Source organism: Neorhizobium populisoli (assembly GCF_019430945.1).
Lineage (GTDB): Bacteria > Pseudomonadota > Alphaproteobacteria > Rhizobiales > Rhizobiaceae > Neorhizobium > Neorhizobium populisoli.
In genome coordinates, this window is sequence record NZ_JAHYCB010000010.1 from 25,528 (window position 1) to 43,458 (window position 17,931).

Consider the following 17,931-nt stretch of genomic DNA (forward strand, 5'->3'; position numbering starts at 1 on the left):
CATGTTCAACGGGACCGTCACAAAAGTCAAAGACTTGGTGACGAAAAACTGAGCGCCGTCCCATAGCGGAACAGGCTCAAGCCCCTATTGCGGTCTTCACCCTTTCGCGGCTGAGCGGCAGGTCGGTGATGCGTTTGCCGGTCGCGTTGCGGATGGCATTGGCGATCGCCGCCGAGGTCGGGCCCTGCGCCGCTTCGCCGGTTCCGAGGAACGGCGTGCCAGGGCGGTCGATGATATGTACCTCGACTGTGTCCGGTACGCTGGCGAAGCGCAGGATCGGGTAGCTCGACCAGTCGGCGCTTGTGATACGCGTCTTGTCGAACTGCACCGCCTCGTAGAGCGTCCAGCTCAGCGATTGCAGAATGCCGCCTTCCGTCTGGTTGCGGATACCGTCCGGATTGACCGCCTGACCGCTGTCGATCGCCGAAACGCAGCGGATGACGCGGACACGGCCGGTATCCGGCTCGACCTTCAATTCCACGGCGATCGCCAGATAGGCGGCGTGGTTCTTGTAGCGGGCGAATGCGAAACCGACGCCGTGATCGCGCGCCGGCGTGCCCTTGCCCCAGCCGAATTTTTCGGCCGCGAGCTTGATCACGTCGTAACCGCGCTTATCCTTCATATGCTTCAGGCGGAATTCGACCGGATCGGTCTTCGCCGCCATGGCGAGTTCGTCCATCGTGCTTTCGATCGAGAAGACGTTGGGCTGAGCGCCGAGGCCGCGCAGAGCCGAAACGCGAATCGGCATCTGGTTGACATAATGCCAGAGGATTTTCTGGTTCGGGATGGCGTAGAGCGGAATGGCGTTGCGGTCGCCGTTACCGTTCGGGTTGATGTTGATCTTCGGCAGCTTGAGCGGTGTAGGATTGCTCTTGTGGCGGCCGGCGAGCAGCGAACCCGCATCGCCCGGGCGGGTGCCGTGCGAATTGCTCCACAGGTCGTAGGTCCAGTTGTCGATCATGCCGTCGGCTCCGACCGAGGCCTTGATCTTGGTGACCATGCCGGGACCGAATGGCTCCCAGGTATGTTCCTGCTCGCGCATCCACTGGACGCGGACGGGTCGGCCCGGAACCTTGGTGGCGATCAGCGCAGCATCCGCCGCCGCATCGTCGGCGCCGTTATGGCCATAGCAGCCCGAGCCTTCCATATGGATGACGCGGACCTTGGGTTTCGGCAGCGCGAGCATCTGGGCAATCGCATCCCGATCCGGGAAGACGCCCTGGGTATGCGACCAGACATCCAGCGAACCATCGGCCTTCATGACGGCAATGCCGCAGGAAGGGCCGATCGAGCCGTGCATGATATAGGGACGGCTGAAGGTCGCCTCGTAGGTCGGGCCGTTCGGGAAGGCCGGGGTGCCTGCTTCCGCGACGGTGCCGACTTCCGTCTCGAGGCCGATCAGCTCGGCGGAGAGATTGGCATTGTCGAGCAGCTTGGCCGGTTCGTCCCATTGGGCGGCGAGCTGCAGGGCGTGCATCGCCTTGACTGCCTGGTATTCCTTCTCGGTGACGACCGCGAGGAAATTGCCGTCGCGCACCACTTCGATAACGCCCGGCATCTTGCGGATGGCCGTGTCGTCGAGGTTTTTCAGCGTCGCGCTATAGCTCGGCGGGCGCACGACACGGGCATGGACCATGCCGTCCATTTTGAGGTCCTGGATATAGGCGACGCCGCCGGTGACCTTGCCGGGAATGTCGACGCGCTGCACGTCTCGGCCGATGACGCTGAACTGGTCGGGCGTCTTCAGCTTCGATTTCGGTTGCGCTTCCACATGCAGGAACTGGCCGACCACGACCTCGCCATAACCCATCGAGCGGCCGTCCGGCGCGATGACGCGCTTCTTTTCGACCTTCAACTGGTCTGCCGGCAGGTTCCACTGGGTGGCGGCCTGGGCGATCAGCAGGTCGCGGACCTGGGCCGCTGCATTGCGGATCGCCGTACCGCTATTCTGCATCGACTGGCTGCCGGCGGTAAAACCTTCATCCGGCGTGCGGCCCGTATCGGCGGTGATCAGCTCGATATCCTTGGGATCGACGTAAAGCTCTTCCGCCGCCACCTGCATCAGCGGCGTGCGGATGCCCTGGCCGAGTTCGGCCTTGCCGGTGAAGACGGTGATCTTGCTCTGGGCATCGATGCGGATCCAGCTGTCGAGATAGCGGTCGGTGTCTAGGCTGCCCGGCAATGCCGGCGGCTTGGCCGGAGCGGCTGCAGGCGCTGCGGGAGCCGGTGCCGGGGTCTGGGCAAACGCATTGGCCGTGGAGAAACTGACGACGAGCGCGCCAGTGCCCATGAGCAGGCCGCGGCGGGTCAGTTCAGGACCACTGTGCTCGGAGGCGCTGTTTTCGATGTCGGTATTGTCTGGTTTGTCGAACGTGTCCATCAGCCGGCACTCCTGTTCGATTCAGCAGCGGGAAGAGCTGCCTGTTGTCCCATCAGTTCGCTGGCGCGCTTGATCGCGGCCATGATGCGCATATGGGTGCCGCAGCGACAGAGGTTGGTGCGAAGGGCTGCGCGGATATCGTCGTCGCTCGGCTTCGGATTGTGCTTCAGGAGCGCCGCGCCGCTCATCATCATGCCGGCGATGCAGTAGCCGCATTGCGCCGATTGCTTTTCGATAAAGGCCTTCTGGATCGGGCCGGGATTTTCGGCGGTGCCGAGGCCTTCGACGGTGGTGATTTCGCGGCCCTGGGCGACGAGCAGCGGCGTGACGCAGGAGAGTGCCGCCTTGCCGTCGATCATCACGGTGCAGGCGCCGCATTGGCCGAGCCCGCAGCCGTATTTCGCCGCGTGAAGATCGAGATCGTTACGCAGGACATAGAGGAGCGGCGTATCCGCTTCCGCATCGACCTGGTGGGATTTTCCATTGACGTTGAGCGTGATGGTCATTTCTGCTCCTTGGCGCCGACATTTTTCGGCGCTCTTTCAATGCCGTCGGAGGCCAGCACGGTGACTGGGTGCTCGCCGGAGCGGGTTTTTGCGACAAGGTCAGTGAGGCCGGACCAGACCGGCTGATCGGAGAAGCGGGCACGCAGATAGCCGAGGAGATCGGCGACCTGCTGGTCGTTCAACGTATTGCCGAAGGCCGGCATGACCGCGCTCGGCTGGCCATCGGCCGGCGGCAGGCCGAACATGGTGACGTTGACGATGTTTTGCGGGTTAGGTGCATTGACGGCGGTGCTGAGGTTGAAATTCAGGCCGCCGAAGGGTTGCGCCTTGCCGCTCTCATGACAGGTGGAACAGGCTGCCGTGTAGATTGCAGCACCCGGATGGCTGGCGAGATCAGCGGCCGGCTTGCCGATGTTGACCGCAGCGGTGGTCAGGCCAGCGCCGCCATTGCCAAAACTCTGGGCGAGCTTTTCGCCCTTCGCCTTGCGGTCCGCCGACGGTTCGCCCATCACGGAAGCCACATAGGTGGCGATCGCCTGGATGTCGCTGTCGGGCAGGAGGCCGAGATTGCCGGTGACTTCGGCCATCGGGCCGCGCGAGACGCCGTGCAGTTCATGCCAGCCATTGCGCAGGTAGAAGGCGATGCTGTCCGTCGTCCACGGAACGGGCGATCTGGAGGCGGCATTGATCGCATAGGCCTGCCAGCCTTCTGCTTCCCCGCCTGCGAAATGATTTCCTCTGTCTTCGGCCCCGAGTGAATTTCGGGGCGTATGACAGGCACCACAGTGGCCCAGACCTTCGGCCAGATAACGCCCGCGGTTCCAGGCTTCGCTCTGGGACGAATCAGGCTGCATCACGCCTTCGCGGAAGAACAGCATGTTCCATCCGACCAGAAGCGGGCGGAACTGCAGCGGGAAGATCAATTCGTTCTTCGGGGCGGTGGCCTTGACCGGGGTGCGGGTCATCAGGAAGGCGTAGAGCGCCTTGTTGTCCTCGTCCGTCACCCAGGTGAAATGGTCGTAAGGGAAGGCGGGATAGAGATGATCGCCTTCGCGATCGACGCCTTCGCGCATGGCGCGGTTGAAGGCGGCTTCGCTCCAGCTGCCTATGCCGGTTTGCGGGTCGGGGGTGATGTTGGTGGAATAGAGCGTTCCGAAGGGGGTAGGGACCGGAAGCCCGCCGGCGAACGCTGCCTGGCCGGGCTTGGTGTGACAAGCGATACAGTTGCCGACCGCGGCAAGCTGGGCGCCCTTGGCGACGAGGTCCGGCGGATGTTGCGCAGTGGCCGCCTTTTCGTCCGGTGGCAGTTCGGATCGCCAGCCGATAATCAGAAATCCGACGGCAGCCACGACCACCACCGTCAGCAAGAACGAAACAACCCGAAGGAATCGCATGCAGAGGGACCTCGCTTTGGTCGACCGTATGACGGTCGTATGATTATTCACCTCCTTTTTTTGATCAAACGCAAGTATTTTCGGCACGAATAGAAAAAACCTGCCCACGCAATCGGCACGGGCAGGGTCAAATGATGTTTGTTAATGCTGAAGGGGATCAGGCGCCGGAAGCATGCACGACAGGTGCCGTGCCGAGGGCCAGGTGGAGCACTTCCTCGCCGCCTTCGTAGAGCATCTGGGCAGCGACCACGACGATGATCAGAAGGCCGAGATAGGCGATCCAGCGATAACGGGCGAGAAGCTTGGCGACGAAATTTGCAGCGACGCCCATCAGTGCGATCGAGATGACGAGACCGATCACCAGCACGGTCGAGTTCTGACCGGCGGCACCTGCGACGGCCAGAACGTTGTCGAGCGACATCGAGACGTCAGCGACGACGATCTGGGTTGCGGCCTGAAGAAAGGTCTTTTGCGGCGTGTTGGCCTCGGCCTCAGCCACAGCATCGGCGCCATCGCCGCCGCCATGCCGCAGTTCGCTCCACATGTTCCAGCAGACCCAAGCCAGCAGGACACCACCGAGCAGTTTCAATCCCGGTACGGCCAGAAGGTAGACGGCAACGACCGCGAATACGAGGCGCAGGATGGTGGCGGCGGAAATGCCGAACAGGATCGCCTTCTGTCGTAGCGCCGGGGGAAGGCCGGCCGCGGCAAGGCCGATGACGATGGCATTGTCACCGGACAGGACGAGGTTGATGGCAATGATCTGGACAAGAGCCGCGAGGCCGGCTGCGGTGAAGAGTTCCATCATGAAGCGAGAACCTAAGGCTGGATGGGTGGTCAGAAGGCTAGAATTCTCTAGTCACATTTTCGTGCGGATTGGTACAGGACATTTCTCGCCCCTTTGCAAGTGCATTTGTCATACATCCGACGGCGTTTCTTGTGATTGAAATCCTGGCGGTGCGGTAAGGACGGGGTGCGCGTTATGTGTGTTATGGCGTGGCTTGTCAGATCAAGGCTTGCCGCATGGCATGCCCTTTCCTATATGCCCGACCACGGCTGCGGGGCCATCCTCATGTGATGCTGGTTGCGGCCGTCCATCTGCAGGGAGACTTCCATGCCGCAAAAAGCCGTCGTGCTGATTGTCGAGGACGAACCGCTGATCCGGTTCAGCACGCTCGACGCGCTGGAAGAGGTCGGGCATTCCGTGATGGAAGCGGGCAATGCCGACGAGGCTCTGGTCCTGTTTCGCAACGCACCGGATATCAACGTCGTCTTTACCGACGTCAACATGGCGGGTTCGATGGATGGGATCCAACTCGCCCAGCGGATCAGGGCGATGCGGCCGGGCGTCGGCATTATTATCACGTCGGGCGTCGTCAATCTCGACCCGATGCTTCTGCCGGCCAACACGGTTTTCCTGCCCAAACCCTATCAGCACGACCGGCTGCTCGCCTCCATCCACGAATTGATGCCTTGAGCACAGGCGGAACCAATATCCAAGCTTCCGGTTATCTCGTCCACAGATCGGAGGAGATGCCGCCATGCTTATGAAACTTCTTTCGTCATCTTTCGTCGCATTGGCGATTGCCGGCAGCGCCGCTGCCCAGACCGCACCCGCCGCGCCATCCAGTCCGCCTCCCGGAGTAACCGTGATAACGCCGGATGCGAATTCCGGAACCTCCACAGTCACGCCGCTGCCGGGCGTGGTCGATCCGACGACAACCAACAGCACGACGGGAACCGTTGACCAGGAAGATGGCTGCCTGGCACCCGGCACGCAGGCCAATACCAATCCGAGCGCCGAAACGCTGGCGATGCCGCGGCCGGAACCAGCTTGCAGATAGGCGGATTACCGGTGCCTGCCAGAAACGGCTTTACACCGGTCTAATCTCTAGTAATCTGATCGAGATTGAGGCGGCCGCCGGCATGTTGTCAAAAGTTTCCGGCCGCTTTCCAAGACGACCCTTTCGCCCATCTTTCATTGAAAGCAACAACGGACGAGGAGTGTGTGCTTGATGACCTACGATGTCGCTGTCGTCGGCTCCGGTTTTTCCGCCATCGCCCTGACCATCAATCTATTGCGCGTCTTGCCCCCTACCGCGTCTATCGCGGTGGTCGGCGACGATCCCGGCTTCGGGCGAGGCACGGCTTATCGCACGGAATTCTATCTGCATCGCCTGAACGTTCCGGCGGCACGCATGAGCGTGTTTCCCGACAGGCCCGACGATTTCGTCGAATGGCTGCGCGGGCAGGGCAAGGCCGTCTTTGCCGAGGATTTTGCCTCGCGCGGCGATTACGGGCTTTATCTGCGCGATACGTTGGCTTCGCTTCTGCGGCCGCGTGAACGCCGGGCGCGTGTGGATTTTATCAGGGCAAAGGCGACGTCCTGTGTTCAATGCGAAAAAGACGGGTTGGTCTTCTGTCTGGACAATACCGACGAGCTGAAGGCTCGTAATATCGTTCTAGCGCTTGGTGTCGGCAGTGCTGACCTGCCGCTTCCGAAGAATTGTGTCGAGCCGGCCGCAACGCCTCGCATCATCGATAATCCGTGGCGGCTCGGATGGCTTTCGCGGGTCGGAAGGACGGACGAGATTTGTATCTTCGGTTCCGGCCTGACGATGATCGATCAGGTGCTTTCGATGCGTGCTCAAGGACATCGCGGTCGCATCCATGTCCTGTCACGGCGGGGATTGGTGCCGCATCCGCACCCCAAACGCCGGTCTGCACCCGTGGCCACCGAAATGCCCGAGAACCGCGACATGAGTTCCATCCTCCAGGCCCTTCGCCGACAGGTCGAAAACGGTGCAGACTGGCGCGGCGTTGTCGATGGCCTGCGACCGCAAACCCAAGCGCTTTGGCAGAGCCTTGGCAAAGAGCAGCGCTCTCGCTTCCTTCGGCATGCTCTGGCCTGGTGGAATATCCACCGCCACCGGATCGCACCGGAGGTGTTTTCACGTTTTGATACGTTGCTGAAAGATGGCACCGTCACTGTGCATGCCGGGTTCCTGAAATCGATCAAGGCTGCCGATGACGGCACGGACGTCCAGTTTAGAAAGCGCGGTACCCAGGAAGTTGCGGCCCTTCATGCCGATTGGGTCGTCAACTGCACAGGTATGGAACGGGCCGGGATCGGTCATTCGCCGCTGCTTCAGGCGATGCGTGATCGCGGCATGATCGCCATGGATGAACTCGGGCTCGGCATTTCGGTCGATGCGCAATCTCGTGTCCTCGACCCCGCCGGCGTCCCGCATCCGGGTCTTTACGCGTCCGGCGCGCTGACGGCCGGTCAGTTCTGGGAAATCACGGCAGTGCCCGATATACGCATTCAGGCAAGCAAGCTGGCCGAGACCATTTCGAAGGATATCGCCCGATCTGCGCCGCCTGTTGCTCGCATCGCGTGATAGGCGGCTCTCTTAGGAGGATTTTCTCCCTTGGCGCGATCCATGGCAGGTTCCTTGCTTTCATCCGGCCGCTCGCAGGCTAATCTGAGCCAGTCATTGCGCAGAGGTGATTTTCATGACCCGCAAACTCGTCGGTCTTGCTGGCAGCTATAACCGCCCGTCCAAGACGTTCGCTCTGGTTCAGCATATCGCCGCCATCGCGGTTGATCGGTATGGCTTCGAGGGCGAGGTCTACGATCTCACGGATGTCGGCCCCTCGCTCGGACATGCGCAGCGCCAGGCCGATCTCGATGCGAATGCAGCAAAGGTGCTGGCTGCGGTGGTCGAGGCGGATGTCCTGATCATCGGGTCGCCAACATACAAGGGCAGCTATCCAGGGCTGTTCAAGCATTTCATCGATCTCATCGACCCGGAACAGCTACGCGCCAAGCCGATCCTGATCACGGCAACCGGCGGCGGGGATCGCCATGCATTGATGGTCGAGCATCAGCTCCGGCCGCTTTTCGGCTTCTTCATGGCGCATACACTGCCGACGGCCGTTTATGCTTCGGACCGGGATTTCGCCGATTACCGTGTCGTATCCGAGCCGCTGCAGCAACGGATCGGTTTTGCCGTGGAGGAGCTCGCGGCCTTCTTTCCCGACCGCGCGTTAGCGGCCGCCGAGTAACTTTACTTTCCAGACCTTTGCCGTCATCAATGCCTGCGTTTCATCACGCAAGGAGGATTTGATGACGGCCGAAGAAAAGGACATGGCGAAGATCGCCGAGCAGGAAGCAGCGCTGGTTTTCGACCGTTTCGATCTGACGACCGCCTGGGAACTCGGCTCGCTATTGCGCTCGATGGCGATAGAAAAGGGTCTTGGCGTGGCGATCGACGTCAAGCTGCATTCCATGCCGGCCTTTTATTGCGCCATGCCAGGGACGTCGGCCGATAATGAAGGCTGGGTCCGCCGCAAGCGCAATCTCGTGCTTCGCTTCTTCCAGTCGAGCTATGGCATCGGCCGCAAGCTGGCGCATTTGCAGGATACGGTCGAAAACCGTTGGGGCCTTTCACCTGCGGACTATGCGCCGCATGGCGGCAGTTTTCCGATCAGGGTCGAAGGCGTCGGCTGTATCGGTGCGGTGACCGTATCCGGCCTGCCGCAGCGTGAGGACCACAATCTGGTCGTCGAGGCGTTTGCCCGGATGCTCGGCAAGAATATCTCTTCCCTTCGTCTTGATTGAATGAGGTTGATGATGCCCGGCACGGATACGAAGACCCCGCAGGAAGTCTATTCCTTCTGGTTCGAACAATTGACGCGAAAGGACTGGTTCGAGAAGAATGATGCGCTGGACGAGGCGATGCGCCAGCATTTCGCCGCGACGCATCTTTCACTGGCACGCGGCGAACTGGATGGCTGGCGAGCTTCGCCTCGTGACCGGCTGGCCGCGATCCTCGTGCTCGACCAGCTTTCCCGCAATCTCTATCGCGGTACGCCGCTGTCTTTCGCAGCGGACTGGATTGCCCTGAGGGAAGCCAAGCTGGCGATTGAAGCAGGCGCGGACATGGCGCTCGGCACGGATGAGCGATGCTTTTTCTACCTGCCGTTCGAACATTCCGAAGTGCTTGCCGAGCAGGATCGTTCGGTGGAGTTGTTCACGCTTCTGGGAGATGCTGACTATCTGAACTATGCGGAGCGTCACCGTGAGGTGATTCGCCAGTTCGGCCGTTTCCCGCATAGAAACCCGATTCTCGGGCGGCAATCGACTGCGGCCGAGCTTGAATATCTCTCCAAGCCCGGCGCAGGTTTTTGATCTTTCGATTAGCGTCTGAACATCCTGGCGACGGCGATCAGGATGCAGGCGCCGATGAAGCCTGCGATAAGATAACCGATCCACCCGCCGAGAACGACGCCGAACACGCCGAGGATGGCGTTGGCGATGATTGCCCCGACGATGCCGAGGATGATGTTCATGATGACGCCCATGTCGCTCTTCATGAACTTCTCGGCGAGCCAGCCGGCAATGCCGCCGATGATGATGGCTGCAAACCAGCCGATGCCTGCGCTTTCCATACCCGACCTCCTGTTTTGTCGTTGGCCGATGGAAACGCTCGTACATGTTCCCGGTTCCGCAATTTGTTCCAATTCTTGATGCTCATTCCGCGGCTTCCTTTTCTTCGCCCAGAAGTCGCTCTATTTTGCGCCGCGAATCCGATCGAAAGACAAAGAGCAGAGACTTGATCAGAACCTCCACGACCGGCTTTTCGACCTTTGCGCGCCTTGCCCGTGCGCTTGCCGCGATCCTGCTGATCGCCACTTTCGCTATCCTCCTTCGGCCAGCACATTCTCTTGCGCAGGCACCTCAGCCGCAGCCGAGCGCCCAGGAGACGGTCGATTCGATCAACGCGGACATGCGCAAGAGGATCGATGCCATCCGGCAAACGCTGACCTCTTTCCGCAGCCGCGTTGACGGCGATATGCAGGACGATGCGCGTCTGGCGGAACTGCGGGTTCAGGCCGAGGAGATCGTTGGTGAGATGCGGTCTGCATCCGACGCGATGAAGGCTCGCGTCGACCAGATTCAGGCACGCCTGACCAGTCTTGGCGAACCGCCGAAGGAAGGCCAGCCGGCCGAAGCTCCGGCGGTCGTGGAAGAGCGCAACCGGCTCGTCGCGGAACGTTCTCAGCTCAACATCATCGTCGATGATGCGTCGAGCCTTTCCAACACCGCTACACAGCTTGCCAATTACATCACCAATCTCCGGCGCGTGTTGTTCACCCAGACACTCTTCCGCCATACGGAATTGACGGGTGAGCTATTTGCCGATGCCGGCAATGCCTTTGTCGATGAAGTCGGAAACTTCGGCTCGACGCTCGGCAGCTGGATTGGCTTCGTCTGGCGGTTCAAGGCGCTGCAATTGCTCGGCGCGATCGCGCTGTCGATCGGCGCCGGTCTGCTGTTCCTGTCCGGCGGTTACCGGCTGTTCGGCCGGTTCATCCGTCGGAACGGGCATGAAGAGCCGACCTATATCAAACGCCTCTCGGTCACCTTCTGGTCGACGGTCATCCAGACGGTGTCGATCGCCGCCTTTCTGGTCGCGTCTTACCTGTTTCTCGACGGCTTCAATGTTCTGAGACCGGATGTTGCGCCGATCGTGGCGAGCTTCTTCGGCTTCATATGGCTGGTTTCCTTCGTCTGGAAGCTGACCTACGGGATATTGGCTCCGGGCGAACCGCAGTGGCGGCTGGTGCGGATCACCAACGAAGGCGCCAACTTCCTGACGATCGCGGTTCTCACCATGGCGGTCGTCAATGGACTGGATTATCTGCTGGCGGCGATCAGCGAAGCGCTGAGCTCGCCTCTGGTGCTGACGATCGCCAAGAGCCTGATCGCATCGATCATCGTCGGCCTGATCCTGATCGCCATTTCTTTCGTCAAACCGCGCATCAGTGCCGACGAACATGTGACGGAAGGCCAACCTTGGCCGCGCTTCTTCTCGATCCTGCTCAGGGTGATGGGTGGCCTGCTGATCCTGTCGATATTGACGGGCTATGTCGGGCTGGCGCGTTTCGCGGCGACCCAGATCGTTTTGACCGGCGCGGTTGCCGTGCTGATCTATCTCGGCTTTCTGTCGGGTAAAGCGATTTCCAAGCAGGGCGCGTTTCAGAATACCAGCGCCGGTAAGCGTCTCGCCGAACGTCACAAGTTCAACGAGGTGGCGCTGGACCAGACAGGTCTCGTCGCGGGCCTCGCGCTTTATGCCTTCGCGTTGTTCCTCGGCATACCATTGATCCTGCTGACCTGGGGCTTTCAGCTTGCCGATATCGAAGTCTGGATCTACCGCTTCTTTACGCAGATCCGCATCGGCAATGTGTCCATCTCGATCGTCGGAATTCTTGGCGGCGTCCTGTTGTTCGGCATCGGCTTCATCGTCACCCGCTGGGTACAGAAGTGGATCGACGGCAATGTCATGGCGCGCAGCCAGGTCGATCTCGGCGTCCGTAACTCGGTCAGGACTGGCATCGGTTATCTCGGTGTTGGCCTTGCGGTGATTTTCGGCGTTTCGGCGGCCGGTATCGACCTGTCGAGCTTCGCACTCGTGGCCTCGGCGCTGTCGGTCGGTATCGGTTTCGGCATGCAGAACATCGTGTCGAACTTCGTGTCCGGCCTGATCCTGCTCGTCGAACGGCCGTTCAAGGTCGGCGACCACGTGGTGACGGGCGCGACCGAAGGCATCGTCAAGCGCATTTCGGTGCGTGCGACGGAGATCGAAACGTTCCGCAAACAGGCGATCATCGTCCCGAATTCCGACCTCATCAACTCGCCTGTCGGCAACTGGACGCATCGCAACAAGATCGGTCGCTCGGAAGTCCCGATTTCCGTCAGCTACGATGCGGATCCGCAGAAGGTGATGGATATCCTGCTCGAACTCGTCGACCAGATTCCGGAAGTGCTGCGCAATCCCGATCCGCATGTAGAATTCCTGAAATTCGGCCCGTCGTCACTGGATTTCGAGCTGCGTTTCCATCTCGCCGACATGGGCGAGGGGCTGCGCATCCGCAACAATCTGCGGATCGCCATCCTCAAGCGATTCCGGGAGGAGGGGATCCAGATCCCGTTCCCGCAGCAGGAAATCGTCTTCCATCGCGGCAAGCCGGTTCTGCCGGAAGAGAGCGATATGCGGGGGGGCGCCTGAGCACTATTTCGACCCCGCTGAAGATCGTCGCGGGATGAATGTCGCCATGTCGTAATCAGGCGTTTGAGGCGCCTGATGGAATTGCATAGTCCTGACCAGATTTCGACATGACGGCTCTGCGCCGAAGAGGGGTTCATTCCATGAAGACACATGCACGGGCGGTGGTGATCGGCGGCGGCGTGGTTGGTGTTTCGACGCTTTATCATCTGGCCAAGAAAGGCTGGAGCGACGTCGTGCTGATCGAGCGCAAGGAGTTGACCTCCGGTTCGACCTGGCACGCGGCCGGCCTTTTGCCGCTCTTCAACCTCTCTTATTCGGTCGGCCAGCTGCACAAATACTCCGTGCGCTTCTATGAGGAACTGCAGGAAGAGACCGGCATGAATGTCGGTTTCGCCAAGGTCTCGAATATCCGTCTCGCCCGCACCAAGGATCGCTGGGACGAATATATGTATTATGCCGGCATTGCCGAGACGATCGGCGTCAAGGTCAATATGCTGACGCCGGAGCAGGTAAAGGAAGTCTGGCCGCTCTGCGAGACAGACGGCTTGCTCGGCGCCATTCAGCATCCGGATGACGGCTATATCCAGCCGGCAGATCTCACCCAGGCGCTCGCCAAGGGAGCGCGAGACAAGGGTGCCACGATCTATCGCAACACCACAGTGACCGCAATCGAACAGCAGCCGGACGGTCTCTGGAAGGTGACGACCGACAAGGGCGAGATCACCGCCGAACACGTCATCTCCTGTACCGGCAATTTTGCCCGCAAGACCGGCGAGATGGTCGGCATCAACATTCCGGTCATCCCGGTCGAACACCAGTATATCGTCACCGAGCCGCATCCGGCGATCCAGGAGCGTCGCAAACAGGGCCTTCCGGAAATGGGCGTGCTGCGCGAGTCCGACAGCGCCTGGTATATGCGCGAGGAGGCGGGCGGCCTCATCCTCGGCCCTTACGAAGTCGGCGCGCCGGTCTGTTACGTCGACGGCCCGTCGGACGGCAGCGAATACGAGCTTTTCCAGGAAGAACTCGACCGCCTGATGCCGCATATCGAGGCGGCGATCGTCCGTGTCCCGGCCTTCGGCGAGGTCGGCATCAAGAAGGTCTATAACGGCGCGATCGCCTACACGCCGGACGGCAACCCGATCGTCGGCCCGGCACCAGGCCTGAAGAATTTCTGGCTGAACGAAGGCCATTCCTTCGGTATCACCGCTGCCGGTGGCGCCGGCTGGCAGCTGGCGGAATGGATCGTCGATGGCGAGCCGACCGTCGACCTGATGGGCGTCGATCCGCGCCGCTTCGGCCCCTATGCGACGGAAGGCTACCTCATTGCCAAGAACGAGGAAGCCTATTCGAACGTCTTCACCATGCATTATCCGGACGAAGAGCGCGCCGCCGCTCGTCCCTTGAAAACCACGCCGATCTACGACCGCCTGAAGCGGCTCGGCGGCGTGTTCGGGTCCGTCTATGGCTGGGAGCGCGCCAACTGGTATGCGCCGGCGGGCTACGATATCCCGAAGGAGCAGCTCGGCGTCGGCGCCGATGTCATCACCAACCACAATCACGCTCCGGCGCTGGAAGACGGCCGCATCGTCGAGAAGTGGTCGTTCCGCCGTTCGAACTATTTCGAACATGTCGGCAACGAGGTGAAGAACGTCCACGAAAATGTCGGCGTTCTCGATATGTCACCTTTCGCCAAGATCGAAGTGTCCGGCCCCGGCGCGCGCGTCTGGCTCGACTCGATCTTCGCCAATGCCATTCCCAAGAAACGCGGCCGTATCGCGCTCTGCCACATCCCGACACCGGCCGGCGGCGTGAAGGCGGAATTCACGATCTACGAATGGGCGCCGGGCCGTTTCTACATGGTCTCGGCGGGCGGTCTCGAAGCGCATGACCACGATCTCCTGGCGCGGCTGGCACCGAAGGACGGCAGCGTTTCGCTGCAGCCGATCACCCAGAAATACGGCGTGCTGGTTCTTGCCGGCCCGAAGTCGCGCGACCTCCTGAAAAAGCTCACCCGCACCAGCCTCGAGACCAAGGACTTCCCGTGGTTGACCGCCAAGCAAATTTCCGTCGGCGTCGCGACCGCGCATGCCCTGCGCGTTAACTTCGTCGGCGAGCTTGGCTGGGAACTGCATCACCCGATCGAGATGCAGACCTATATCTTCGACAAGCTGATGGAAGCCGGCGCTGAATTCGGCATCAAGCCGTTCGGCATACGCGCCATGAGCGCCATGGCGGTGGAGAAATCCTACCGAAACATGGGCCGCGAACTGTCGATCGAATACAATGCCTATGAATCGGCGCTCGACCGTTTCATCCGTCCGGAAAAGCCGTTCATTGGTCGCGATGCCATGCTGGCCTACAAGGAAAAGGGCCTGAAATGGAATTTCGTGACGCTGATCGTCAGCGGCAATAGCGATGTCGACGCGCGTGGCTCTGAGGCGATCTACAACGAGGCGGGCGAACTGGTCGGCCGCGTCACAAGCGGTGGCTTCGGCTGGCGTATCGGCCAGTCGGTGGCGCTTGCCATGGTCAAACCGGATTACGTTGTAGAGGGCACGAAGCTGAAGATCAAAATCCTCGGCACCAAGTATGATGCAACCGTCGTTCCGGAAAGTCCGTTCGATGCGGAGAATGCCGTGCTGCGCGCCTAGTGAAAAATTCGGTCACAGGTAAGAGAACATTGACGTTAACGGGCAGTCTTATGGCCGCCCGTGCCGTTTCAGGACCGGAGGAAGGGTCGGATTAACTGTTCTGCAAATCGTTTGCACTACGAATGTTCCCGAGGGTACGATTTCTGATCGATAGGGGCACCATGACATTCCTCGGTATTTCCGGCATGCAATATTCCGGGCAATCACTGGCTAACTCGCGCATTGTACTGGCCGAGGATTCCAACGTTTTCACCTCGATGGTCGGGACCCGCCTGAAGGAGCTCTTCGGCATCAATGTCGAAATCTGCCGCAATTTTGAAGAGTTGCAGCTCGCTTACGATCAGTCGTCCGAGCCGGTAACGCTGGCGATCTCCAACATCAACCTGCCGGGTGCGGAAAACGGCGAGGCGCTGAACTATCTGGTCGATCTGTCGATCCCGACCATCGTCTTTACCGGGACCTTCCACCAGGAAACCCGCGACAAGCTGCTCGCCAAGGACATCGTCGACTATATTCTCAAGGACAATGTGTTTGCGGTCGAGATGCTGGCGGAATCGGTCTGCCGTTTCCTGACCAATCATCGCCACCATGTGCTGATCGTCGATGACAGCGCGACGGCTCGGGCGCTGCTTACCAGCCGCCTGAAGCGTTACAATTTCCGCGTCAGCGTTGCCGATAACGGCGCAAAGGCGCTCGAACTCCTCAAGAAGAACCCGGATATCGGTTTGGTCGTCACCGACTACAACATGCCGGATATCGACGGTTTCGAACTGACCCGCCGCATCCGCTCGGTGCGCGGCAGCCACGAACTGCGCATCATCGGCGTTTCGTCCTCGTCGGACCGGCTGCTTTCGGCCCGCTTCCTCAAGGCCGGCGGCAACGACTTCATGCTGCGTCCGTTCATCGACGAAGAGTTTTACTGCCGCGTCAACCAGAACCTGGATACGCTGATCCAGATCTGGTCGATGCAGGGCAAGTCCAGGGAACCGGCGCGACAGGTCGCCTGACGGGCGGCTTGAGGCTGTGACTGCATAAAAATGCGCGATCCTTATGGGTCGTGCAGAAGGAATTCACGCATGCCCTATCTCCAGAGCCAGCACTTCCGCGAAACGGAGCGTTTGACCTATCGGTGGGCTGCACCATCTCCCGTGCAGATGCAGGCGGCCAATCTCACAGTCGATCCACTGACCGGCTTTGCCAGCCTCAGCGAATTCTACCGGCTCGGTGAGCCGCTGGTCGCCGAGTGCCTGGAAAAGAGCTTGCCGTCTGCTGTCGCGATCGTCGATATCGACCACTTTCGCCGTCTCAACGACAATCATTGCGAAGAAACAGTCAGTCGCGTCCTGAAGACGATCGCCGACCGGCTGAGTGCTGCATCCACGGGAACCCGACATCTGCTGGCCCGGCTGGATGACGAGGAATTCGGCATCCTGCTCGTCGGCCTCGATGGCGCGGCGGCGACTGATTTCTGCGAAAAACTGCGTCTCGATATTGCCGCCTTGCGGATCAATGGCGGGGATCTCGATTTTTCGGTGAGCGTGTCGATCGGGCTTGCGGAAGTCTGCGGCCCCGAAACGTTCGACAACTATCTGAACGCTGCCGAACAGTTTCTGTTCATGGCGAAAAGCTACGGCCGCAACCAGATTTTTTCCGACTATACGATCGTCCTGCAGGCGGCCGGCTGATCCGGCCGCCTTGGCTGTTATCAGACCACGACGCCGCTGCGTGCCGTGTTCATGTTGAGCTTGCGTTCGGCACGCTCCTGCTGCGGCGAACGGTTATAGACTTCGCGGTAACATTTCGAAAAATGCGACGCGGATACGAAACCGCAGGCGACCGCCACTTCGACGACCGGCATTGAGGACTGCACCAGAAGGTGACGGGCGCGGTCGAGGCGGATTTCCAGATAATAGCGCGCCGGTGAACGGCCCATTTCCTGGCGGAACAGGCGCTCGATCTGGCGTCGCGACAGACCGGCATCGTCAGCGATCTCGACCAGCGACAGCGGTTCCGACAGATTGTTCTCCATCAGCTCGATGATCGACAGAACCTTGGCGTTCTGCACGCCAAGGCGGGCGCGCAGCGGCAGGCGCTGGCGGTCGTGCGGATTACGGACGCGGTCTGTCAGCTGTTGTTCGCAGACGCGGTTGACGAGGTTGTCGCCAAAGTCCTGGCCGATCAGGTTCAGCATCATGTCGAGCGAGGCCGTGCCGCCGGCGCAGGTATAAAGGTTGGCGTCGACTTCGTAGAGATCGGCATAGACCTCCGCCTGCGGGAAGGCTTCGGCAAAACCGGGAAGGTTTTCCCAATGGATGGCGCAGCGCTTGCCGTTCAACAGGCCGGCCTGGGCCAGAACATGCGCGCCGGTGCAGAGACTGCCGACAGCGATGCCGCGGTTATAGGTCTCGCGCAGCCAGGCATTGACGGACTTGTTGTTGAATTCCTCGACATAGATGCCGGAACAGACAAGCACCATGTTCGGCCGGTTTTCGCCGGAGAGGTGGCGGCGCTCGTCGGCCAGCGAGGAATTCACCTCGATACCGATACCGCTGGAGGAATAGACTTTTTCTCCATCGGCGGAACAGAGCCGCCATGTATAGGCCGAATATCCCAGCATGCGGTTGGCGATTCGCAGGGTCTCTACGGCTGCCGCAAAAGGCAGCATCGTAAAATGCGGAACGAGAAAGAATACGAGAGAACGCTTCTTGCCCGGATTTTTGCTCATCAAATCCATACTGTCTTCCCCTTGCCGTGATCGTACATTGCGACCTGCCATTTCTTTAAAAACGACACTCGCACGGAAAAACATGGCGGAGAAGGGCTTTTGGCGACAAGCCAATAACATTTTTGCGACATCCATGCGTCGCAAGAACATGACGGGGTATCAGCGGGCAGTTTGCGGGTTGCGACGACTTAGCT

The 17,931-nt window shown here is 60.4% G+C and carries 16 protein-coding genes; 10 read left to right on the plus strand and 6 right to left on the minus strand.

Annotated features, from left to right (window positions below; all coding sequences use genetic code 11):
- Positions 1 to 76 precede the first annotated feature (76 nt).
- The 4 genes from KX729_RS24555 to KX729_RS24570 all read right to left on the minus strand — a co-directional run bounded on the left by KX729_RS24555 (position 77) and on the right by KX729_RS24570 (position 5,085).
- Positions 77 to 2,290, minus strand: coding sequence for a xanthine dehydrogenase family protein molybdopterin-binding subunit (locus KX729_RS24555; protein WP_246617845.1), 2,214 nt, complete (start codon positions 2,288 to 2,290; stop codon positions 77 to 79).
- Between the two features lie 89 nt (positions 2,291 to 2,379).
- Entirely contained in the window at positions 2,380 to 2,886 is a 507-nt protein-coding gene (locus KX729_RS24560; RefSeq protein ID WP_219745125.1) for a (2Fe-2S)-binding protein, read from the minus strand.
- Entirely contained in the window at positions 2,883 to 4,280 is a 1,398-nt protein-coding gene (locus KX729_RS24565) for a cytochrome c (protein ID WP_219745126.1), read from the minus strand. The genes KX729_RS24560 and KX729_RS24565 overlap by 4 nt, the downstream gene beginning before the upstream one ends.
- A gap of 157 nt (positions 4,281 to 4,437) precedes the next feature.
- A complete protein-coding gene (locus tag KX729_RS24570; protein ID WP_219745279.1) occupies positions 4,438 to 5,085 on the minus strand; it encodes a TerC family protein in 648 nt (215 codons plus the stop codon).
- Positions 5,086 to 5,394: 309 nt separating this feature from the next.
- On the opposite strand from KX729_RS24570, the gene KX729_RS24575 reads away from it, so the two are divergent.
- From KX729_RS24575 to KX729_RS24600, 6 genes are all read left to right on the plus strand, one after another.
- Positions 5,395 to 5,757 (plus strand): response regulator, encoded by a 363-nt coding sequence (locus KX729_RS24575; protein ID WP_219745127.1) that lies wholly within the window; start codon positions 5,395 to 5,397, stop codon positions 5,755 to 5,757.
- Positions 5,758 to 5,821: 64 nt separating this feature from the next.
- Positions 5,822 to 6,124 (plus strand): hypothetical protein, encoded by a 303-nt coding sequence (locus KX729_RS24580; RefSeq protein ID WP_219745128.1) that lies wholly within the window; start codon positions 5,822 to 5,824, stop codon positions 6,122 to 6,124.
- A gap of 171 nt (positions 6,125 to 6,295) precedes the next feature.
- A complete protein-coding gene (locus tag KX729_RS24585) occupies positions 6,296 to 7,681 on the plus strand; it encodes an FAD/NAD(P)-binding protein (RefSeq protein WP_219745129.1) in 1,386 nt (461 codons plus the stop codon).
- 115 nt (positions 7,682 to 7,796) lie between these two features.
- Entirely contained in the window at positions 7,797 to 8,348 is a 552-nt protein-coding gene (msuE, locus tag KX729_RS24590; RefSeq protein WP_219745130.1) for an FMN reductase, read from the plus strand.
- 61 nt (positions 8,349 to 8,409) lie between these two features.
- On the plus strand, positions 8,410 to 8,904 hold the full coding sequence (locus KX729_RS24595) for a heme-degrading domain-containing protein (protein ID WP_219745131.1): 495 nt from the start codon (positions 8,410 to 8,412) through the stop codon (positions 8,902 to 8,904).
- A 12-nt stretch (positions 8,905 to 8,916) separates the two neighbouring features.
- Positions 8,917 to 9,474: a DUF924 family protein gene (locus KX729_RS24600; RefSeq protein ID WP_219745132.1), complete on the plus strand. Its 558-nt coding sequence runs from the start codon at positions 8,917 to 8,919 to the stop codon at positions 9,472 to 9,474.
- A gap of 8 nt (positions 9,475 to 9,482) precedes the next feature.
- Here the strand turns inward: KX729_RS24600 and KX729_RS24605 are convergent, their stop codons facing one another.
- On the minus strand, positions 9,483 to 9,734 hold the full coding sequence (locus KX729_RS24605; RefSeq protein ID WP_219745133.1) for a GlsB/YeaQ/YmgE family stress response membrane protein: 252 nt from the start codon (positions 9,732 to 9,734) through the stop codon (positions 9,483 to 9,485).
- Positions 9,735 to 9,898: 164 nt separating this feature from the next.
- Here KX729_RS24605 and KX729_RS24610 point away from each other — a divergent pair, with 164 nt between their 5' ends.
- The 4 genes from KX729_RS24610 (at position 9,899) to KX729_RS24625 (ending at position 16,697) form a co-directional block, all read left to right on the plus strand.
- Positions 9,899 to 12,358 carry a mechanosensitive ion channel family protein gene (locus tag KX729_RS24610; protein WP_246617834.1) on the plus strand — a complete coding sequence of 820 codons (2,460 nt, stop codon included), beginning with the start codon at positions 9,899 to 9,901 and terminating at the stop codon, positions 12,356 to 12,358.
- Positions 12,359 to 12,498: 140 nt separating this feature from the next.
- A complete protein-coding gene (locus tag KX729_RS24615) occupies positions 12,499 to 15,012 on the plus strand; it encodes a GcvT family protein (RefSeq protein ID WP_219745134.1) in 2,514 nt (837 codons plus the stop codon).
- Positions 15,013 to 15,173: 161 nt separating this feature from the next.
- Complete coding sequence (locus KX729_RS24620) at positions 15,174 to 16,019, plus strand: response regulator (protein WP_219745135.1); 846 nt, start codon at positions 15,174 to 15,176, stop codon at positions 16,017 to 16,019.
- A gap of 69 nt (positions 16,020 to 16,088) precedes the next feature.
- Positions 16,089 to 16,697: a GGDEF domain-containing protein gene (locus KX729_RS24625; RefSeq protein WP_219745136.1), complete on the plus strand. Its 609-nt coding sequence runs from the start codon at positions 16,089 to 16,091 to the stop codon at positions 16,695 to 16,697.
- 20 nt (positions 16,698 to 16,717) lie between these two features.
- On the opposite strand, the gene KX729_RS24630 is transcribed toward KX729_RS24625, so the two are convergent.
- Entirely contained in the window at positions 16,718 to 17,737 is a 1,020-nt protein-coding gene (locus tag KX729_RS24630) for a GlxA family transcriptional regulator (protein ID WP_219745281.1), read from the minus strand.
- Between the last annotated feature and the right edge of the window lie 194 nt (positions 17,738 to 17,931).